A 6687-nucleotide genomic window follows, 5' to 3' on the forward strand; every position below is an offset into this window, starting at 1 on the left:
ACTGCGCGAACAACCACAACGAACTCGCACCCGCCGACGCACCCGCAGCCCCGAGCTACTGGGCGCCCCTCACACCACAGCCAAGGTCACGAGTGACCCAGATCCGCCTCGCCCTCGGCGTCCTCCGCCCCCACCGGCACCGACCCGGAGTCCGGCGACGGTCGCAGCGGGAAGGGGTCGACCCTCGTCTCGTCGAGCCGCGGCGGAGCCGGCTGCGGCGGCTTCGGCATGACCGCCGCCTCGGAGTGCCCCCCGCACCCGTAGGTCAGCGACACGACCCGCCCGTCCGCCGGCGCGAACTCGTTCGCGCACACCCCGAAGGCCTGCCCGAGCGACCCCCCGATCGGCACGAGGAACCCGCAGCTGACGCAGGACGCGGGCGCGGCCTGGGCCATCGCGGTCTTCGCCCCGAACCCTTCCTCCCAGCGGTCCGCGGCCGTGTGCAGCCCGTACCGGGACAGCACGCGGGCGCGCCGCAGGCCCAGTTCCTCGGCGATGGCGGCGATGGACCCGCGGCGCGGCGCGATCGGCAGGTTCGCCGGGACCCCGCCCGCGACCTCCGCGTCCTCCGCCTCCACCAGCTCGGCCATGTCGTCGGAGACCGGGGAGTTCGGCGGCGGCTCGTCCTCACCGGAGAAGCCGGGCTCCAGCCGCAGATCCTCCGCGTCGGTGGGCAGCAGATCGCCGGGGCCCATGTCGCCGGGCCGGAGCCGCTCGCTCCACGGCACCCACTCCGGCGCGAGCAGCGCGTCGGGGCCGGGCAGCAGGACGACCTCGTCCAGCGTGACGATCTTCGCGCGGGAGGCGCGGGCGACGGTGACGGCCCAGCGCCAGCCCCGGTAGCCCATCTCCTTGCATTCGAAGAAGTGCGTGACAACGCGGTCGCCCTCGGAGACGAGCCCCGCGTGCTCCCCCACCACACCGGGCGCGGCCGCCTCCTCGGCGGCGGCGCGGGCGAGGTCGACGGCCTCGGCGCACAAGCGGTCGGGGGTGCGGCTTCGCGTTGTCGCTGCGCTCACAGGTATCGCTTCTCTCCTACGCCGTCTCACGAGTGCGCCTCCCTCGGCGGGGGGTGCGGACGGAGCGGACCAGGGGGCCGCGTCGACGTCCGCGCCCGATCGCACTCGGGCGCACCTATGTCACCCATTCTGCGGGATGAACGTCAGGCGCGCGGCCGAGAACAACCGCCGCGGGCGCGCTATGCACGCTACCTTCTCCAGCGCCCGGCGCCCACACCGACGTTACGGTTCCGCTGCGCTGGGCTCGGGCCGGGGTGTGTTCCGGGGGGCGGATCAGAGGGCCCGGCGTTGGCGTGAACCAAGCACGTGCGGGCAGGTGGGGGCTGGTCGCGCCCAGGCCGCAGGCCCGTTCCCCTCAGGGGCGCGGGGAACTGCGCGAACAACCACAACGAACCCGCACCCGCCAACGAACCGCGCACCCCCGAGCCAGTAGGCGCCCCCAACCCCGTTCACCGCCATACGAGCGGTAACCGCACTACGGCCCCCCATCTCGGGGCACTATGACGAGGTGACCGGCGCCGAGCGGAGCGGAACCCGCGGCGGTTCAGGTCGACTGACCGGAGCCGTCCGCTCGCTGACCCGCGCCCTGCACCGGCCGGTGACCGCCCCGGCCCGCGGTATCCGCAAGGCCACCCACGCCCACGGCGCCGGCGAGTCCGGCCTCGGCAAGCTCATCGAACTGCACGGCGTGAACGGCGCCGGCGATGTGATGATCACCGTCTCCCTCGCCTCCACCGTCTTCTTCTCCGTCCCCACCGACGAGGCCCGCGGCCGCGTCGCCCTCTACCTCGCCATCACCCTCGCCCCCTTCGCCCTCCTCGCCCCCGTGGTCGGCCCCCTCCTGGACCGCCTCCCGCACGGCCGCCGCGCCGCGATGGCCGGCGCGATGCTGGCGCGGGCGTTCCTCGCACTCGTCCTGGTCGGCGCGGTGGAGACGGGCGGCATCGAGCTGTACCCGGCCGCGCTCGGTGTCCTCGTCGCGTCGAAGGCGTACGGAGTGATCAGAAGCGCGGTCGTCCCCCGGCTCCTCCCGCCCGCGTTCTCCCTGGTCAAGGCGAACTCGCGGGTCACTCTCTGCGGCCTCCTCGCCACCGGTGTCGCCGCTCCGATCGGGGCGGGACTCCAGGCCCTCGGCCCGCGCTTCCCGCTGTACGGGGCGTGCGCGATCTTCCTCGCGGGGACGTTCCTGTCGTTCACGCTGCCGCCCAAGGTCGACTCCGCGAAGGGCGAGGGCATCGCGCTGCTCGCCGCGGACCCGGAGCATCTGCACGGCCCGCACCGTGCCAAGACGCTGAAGCGGCCGAATCTGCGGACGGTCGGCCCGGCCGTCACCCACGCCCTCGCGGCCAACGCGTCGCTGCGCTGCCTGTCCGGCTTCCTGATCTTCTTCCTGGCGTTCCTGCTGCGGGTGCACCCGCTCCCCGGGCAGAGCGCGGCCGTCTCGCTCGGCATGGTGGCCGTCGCGGCGGGGGTGGGGAACGCGCTCGGCACCGCCGCGGGGGCATGGCTGAAGTCGCGGGCGCCGGAGCTGATCATCGTGACCGTGGTGGCCGTGGAGCTGGCCGTCGCCGTGCTGGCGGTCGTGTTCTTCAGCGCGTTCTTCATCGCCTGCCTCGCCGCGTTCGCCGGTCTGTCGCAGGCCCTGTCGAAGCTGGCCCTGGACGCCCTGATCCAGCGGGACGTCCCCGAGGCCGTCCGGGCCTCCGCCTTCGCCCGCTCCGAGACGCTGCTGCAGATGGCGTGGGTGGTCGGCGGCGGGATCGGTATCGCCCTGCCCCTGGTCGGCACGCTCGGCATGGCCGTGGCCGCCGGGATCGTCGCCCTCGGCTGGCTGACCACGGTCCGCGGCCTGCTCTCCTCGGCCCGGCACGGTGGCGCGCCCCGGGCGAAGGTGGCGTGACCCGGGGCGGAACGGGACCGCCGTGACGCCGTCCGGCCCGGCACGCCGTACCCCACGTAGGGGCACCCCTGGACATGCCAGATAGCCTTCGCCCATGACCTCCCAGCGTTCCCGTCGCGCCGCAGCCACTCTCGGCGCTTTTTCCGCCGGACTCCTCGTGCTGTCTGCCTGCGACAAGCCGACGCCGATGGCCACCGTCACGTTCGGCACCGATTCGGTCAGCACCGAGGCCGAGTGCTACGAGACCCTCAGCGCCGAGCAGACCGCGAAGTGCGCCAGGGAGAAGCCGTCGAAGTCGATCGACGTGCCCCAGGGCGAGACCCTGCGCATCGGTGTCGACCCGGAGGTCGCGGAGACCGGCTGGGCCCTGTGGATCAACGGGGAGCCCGCCACCGACACGTTCAAGAAGACGTACTGGGCCTTCCAGAACGCCGACCTGTTCGCCACGCAGCCCGGGCAGACCGCGCAGAAGTCGCTGACGGTCAGCGTCGTCGAGCAGAAGAAGGGCTCCACGCAGTACAAGGGCGTCTGGAACTTCAAGTTCGAGAACCCGGACGCCTGATCCGCGTACGCCGCCCATGCGCATCCTCGTAGCCACCGCGGTCCCCGCCGAGCGGGACGCGGTGGCACGCGCGTTCCCTGGCCCGTTCACGGAGGTGCCCCTCCCGACGGCGTCCCTGCACCGCCACACCGCCTCCGGGCCCGTGTACGACCTCCTCGCCGCCGGTGTGGGGCCCGCCCTCGCGGCCGCCTCCACCGCCGCCGCGCTGACCGCCGGGGTGCTCGGCGGGACGCCGTACGACCTGGTGGTGTCGGCGGGGATCGCGGGCGGTTTCCAGCCGGGGGCGCCGCTCGGGTCGCTGGTGCTGGCCGAGGCGATCACGGCGGCGGACCTGGGCGCCGAGACCCCGGCCGGCTTCGTGCCGGTCACCGACCTCGGGTTCGGCACCGTCACCCATCACCCGCCGAAGGCGCTCGTGGGCCTTGTCGCCGCGGCGACCGGGGCCCGTACCGGCACGGTGCTCACCGTCTCCACGGTCACCGGCAGCGCCGAGCGCGCCGCGGAGCTGCGGGCCCGGCACCCGGACGCGCTGGCGGAGGCGATGGAGGGCTTCGGGGTCGCCGAGGCGGCCGCCGCGCACACGACGCCCGTACTGGAACTGCGCGCCGTCTCCAACCCCGTCGGCCCCCGCGACCGCGCGGCCTGGCGCATCGGCGACGCGCTGACCGCCCTCACCGGGGCCTTCGGGAAGCTGACGCCCGTACTGGAGAGTTGGGACCGACATGAGCCGGATGAGCCACAGGAACAGCACGAGCGGCATGAGCGCTGAGCGGGCGGCCGACACCGTGCGGATCGCCTACTCCCCCTGCCCCAATGACACGTTCGTCTTCGACGCGTGGGCCCACGGCCGGATTCCGGGCGCCCCCGCGCTGGACGTGACGTTCGCGGACATCGACATCACCAACGGCATGGCCGAGCGCGGCAACGACCTGGACGTGCTGAAGGTGTCGTACGCGGTCCTGCCGTACGTCCTCGACGAGTACGCCCTGCTGCCGTGCGGCGGCGCGCTGGGCCGGGGCTGCGGGCCGCTGGTGCTGACGCGGGAGCCGGGCACTGGGGGCACCTCCCACGCTGTCGGCAGTGGGGGACTGACCGGGCGCACGGTGGCCGTGCCGAGCGAGCGGTCGACGGCCTATCTGCTGTTCCGCCTCTGGGCGGCGGACACGCTGCCCGGCGGGGTCGGCGAGATCGTCGTCATGCCGTTCCACGAGATCATGCCCGCCGTGCGGGACGGGAAGGTCGACGCGGGACTCGTCATCCACGAGGCCCGCTTCACCTACCGGAACTACGGGCTGCACAAGCTCGCCGACATGGGTGAGCACTGGGAGTCGACGACGGGCCTGCCGATCCCCCTCGGCGCGATCATCGCGAAGCGCTCGCTGGGCGAGGAGACGCTGCGCGGCCTCGCGGACACGGTCCGCGCGTCCGTCCGCGCCGCCTGGGACGACCCCGAGGCGTCCCGCCCGTACGTCCTCGAACACGCGCAGGAGATGGACCCCGCCGTCGCCGACCAGCACATCGGCCTGTACGTCAACGAGTTCACGGCGGACCTGGGCGAGGACGGCTACGCGGCGATCCGCGGTCTGCTCACCCGCGCGGCGGCCGAGGGACTGGTACCGCCCCTCGGCCCGCACGCACTCGACTTCCCCTGACCGCCCCGCGGGCGGGGGACCACGACTCGGGGAACTGCGACTCGGGGGACTACACGTCCAACTGGTCGGCCACCGCCCGCAGCAGGCCGGCGATCTTCTTGCCGGCCGTGCGTTCGGGGTAGCGGCCCCGCTCCAGCATCGGTGTGATGTTCTCCAGGAGGGTCGTCAGGTCCTGCACGATCGAGGCCAGTTCGTCCGGCTTCTTGCGCTGGGCGGCGGCGACCGAGGGGGCCGGCTCCAGGATCGTCACGGACAGTGCCTGGTCGCCGCGCTGACCGGCGACGACTCCGAACTCGACGCGCTGGCCCGGCTTCAGGCTGTCCACACCGGTCGGCAGTACGGAGGAGTGGACGAAGACGTCACCGCCGTCGTCACGGGAGAGAAAGCCGAAGCCCTTCTCGCTGTTGAACCATTTGACCTTGCCGGTAGGCACGTCTGTCCTCGTCCTCGTACTCGTCGGAAACTGCGTCTGAAAAGTGTTCTCGGTGTGCGGAAACTGCTCTGGATAGCACTACAGCGGGCCGCCGGGACCCGCCGGTACCCAGGCTAATGGTCTGGGGGCGGGTGACAAGACGTCCCCCGCCTGTTCCCTCGCGCTGGGAACTACCCTGGTCCGGTGCGTGACAAAACCCAACCGAATTCCGCCGAACCCGGTGACCGGCTGATCCGTGCCGGCGTCATCGTGTTCTTCGTCGGCGCCGTGGCCACACTGGTCACCGTCGCCCCGCTGTTCCTCGACACGACCCCATTTCCCACCTACATGTTCGGTTTGAGCATGCTGATGGGCGTCGGTTTTCTCATCGCGGGCGCGGGCGTCCTGCAGTCGGTGGCGGCGGGCCGCAGGAAGGCACGCTCGCAGACAGGCTGATCAGACCGATGACAGGCTGATAAGACCGAAGGGCCCGATCGGACTGACGCTCACCGGCGGGTGTGGGCCGCCAGCCATTCGGGGAAGGCCGTCAGGTCCGTGAGGACGACGTCCGCGCCCGCCTCCCGCAGCTCCCGCTCGTCGCACGGGCCGGTGGCCACGGCGACGGAGTACGCGTCGGCGGTACGCGCGCCGCGGACGTCCCCGACGTGGTCGCCGACGTACACGCTCGCGCCGTGCTCGCGCAGCGCCCCCGCCTTGGCCTCCGCCCACAGGTCACCGATGACGGCGTCCGGTTCCATGCCGAGGTGCTCGATGTGCAGCTTGGCGTTCGGCTCGTACTTCGCGGTGACGACGATGGACCGCCCGCCGGCCGCCCGCACCGCGGCGATCGCCTCCCGCGCGCCCGGCATCGCGGGCGCCGCGGTGATCCCCTTCTCCAGGTAGATCTCCCGGTAGAGCGTCGCCATCGCGGGGATGTCCTCGGCGGGGAACCAGTACGCCAGTTCCTCCACGAGCGGCGGGCCCAGCCGCGTGATCGCCAGATCCGCGTCGATGTACGTCCCGGTACGCGCCGCCAGTGCGAGGTAGCAGGCGTGGATGCCGGGGCGGGAGTCGATCAACGTCATGTCCAGATCGAATCCGACGGTGAGGGAAGCCATGTCGCCCATTGTGGGGGGTGGGCG

General features: G+C 72.6%; 8 protein-coding genes. 5 read left to right on the forward strand and 3 right to left on the reverse strand.

The window, feature by feature from the left end; genetic code table 11:
- Positions 1 to 86 precede the first annotated feature (86 nt).
- A complete protein-coding gene (locus tag AOK23_RS26590) occupies positions 87 to 1019 on the reverse strand; it encodes a DUF3027 domain-containing protein (protein ID WP_055715162.1) in 933 nt (310 codons plus the stop codon).
- A gap of 508 nt (positions 1020 to 1527) precedes the next feature.
- Between AOK23_RS26590 and AOK23_RS26595 the strand changes: the two genes are divergently transcribed.
- From AOK23_RS26595 to AOK23_RS26610, 4 genes are all read left to right on the forward strand, one after another.
- Positions 1528 to 2919, forward strand: coding sequence for an MFS transporter (locus AOK23_RS26595; protein WP_055715163.1), 1392 nt, complete (start codon positions 1528 to 1530; stop codon positions 2917 to 2919).
- A 94-nt stretch (positions 2920 to 3013) separates the two neighbouring features.
- Positions 3014 to 3481 (forward strand): hypothetical protein, encoded by a 468-nt coding sequence (locus AOK23_RS26600; protein ID WP_055715164.1) that lies wholly within the window; start codon positions 3014 to 3016, stop codon positions 3479 to 3481.
- Between the two features lie 16 nt (positions 3482 to 3497).
- Complete coding sequence (locus tag AOK23_RS26605) at positions 3498 to 4250, forward strand: futalosine hydrolase (protein WP_055715165.1); 753 nt, start codon at positions 3498 to 3500, stop codon at positions 4248 to 4250.
- On the forward strand, positions 4240 to 5133 hold the full coding sequence (locus AOK23_RS26610) for a 1,4-dihydroxy-6-naphtoate synthase (protein WP_079049714.1): 894 nt from the start codon (positions 4240 to 4242) through the stop codon (positions 5131 to 5133). Before AOK23_RS26605 ends, AOK23_RS26610 begins: the two co-directional genes overlap by 11 nt.
- 49 nt (positions 5134 to 5182) lie before the next feature.
- On the opposite strand, the gene AOK23_RS51495 is transcribed toward AOK23_RS26610, so the two are convergent.
- A complete protein-coding gene (locus AOK23_RS51495; protein WP_055521981.1) occupies positions 5183 to 5566 on the reverse strand; it encodes a cold-shock protein in 384 nt (127 codons plus the stop codon).
- A gap of 183 nt (positions 5567 to 5749) precedes the next feature.
- Here AOK23_RS51495 and AOK23_RS26620 point away from each other — a divergent pair, with 183 nt between their 5' ends.
- Entirely contained in the window at positions 5750 to 6001 is a 252-nt protein-coding gene (locus AOK23_RS26620) for a hypothetical protein (protein ID WP_055715166.1), read from the forward strand.
- A 50-nt stretch (positions 6002 to 6051) separates the two neighbouring features.
- Here the strand turns inward: AOK23_RS26620 and AOK23_RS26625 are convergent, their stop codons facing one another.
- Positions 6052 to 6672 carry an HAD family hydrolase gene (locus AOK23_RS26625; RefSeq protein ID WP_055715167.1) on the reverse strand — a complete coding sequence of 207 codons (621 nt, stop codon included), beginning with the start codon at positions 6670 to 6672 and terminating at the stop codon, positions 6052 to 6054.
- Positions 6673 to 6687 lie beyond the last annotated feature (15 nt).

Origin of the sequence: Streptomyces torulosus, from assembly GCF_001419765.1 — a bacterium.
Lineage (GTDB): Bacteria > Actinomycetota > Actinomycetes > Streptomycetales > Streptomycetaceae > Streptomyces > Streptomyces torulosus.

What these genes read in the sequence shown, in the direction of transcription:
- AOK23_RS26600 (WP_055715164.1), top strand. Translation starts at nt 3,014, where the DNA reads ATGACCTCCCAGCGTTCCCGTCGCGCCGCAGCCACTCTCGGCGCTTTT.
- AOK23_RS26605 (WP_055715165.1), top strand. Translation starts at nt 3,498, where the DNA reads ATGCGCATCCTCGTAGCCACCGCGGTCCCCGCCGAGCGGGACGCGGTG.
- AOK23_RS26610 (WP_079049714.1), top strand. Translation starts at nt 4,240, where the DNA reads ATGAGCGCTGAGCGGGCGGCCGACACCGTGCGGATCGCCTACTCCCCC.
- AOK23_RS26625 (WP_055715167.1), bottom strand. Translation starts at nt 6,672, where the DNA reads ATGGGCGACATGGCTTCCCTCACCGTCGGATTCGATCTGGACATGACG.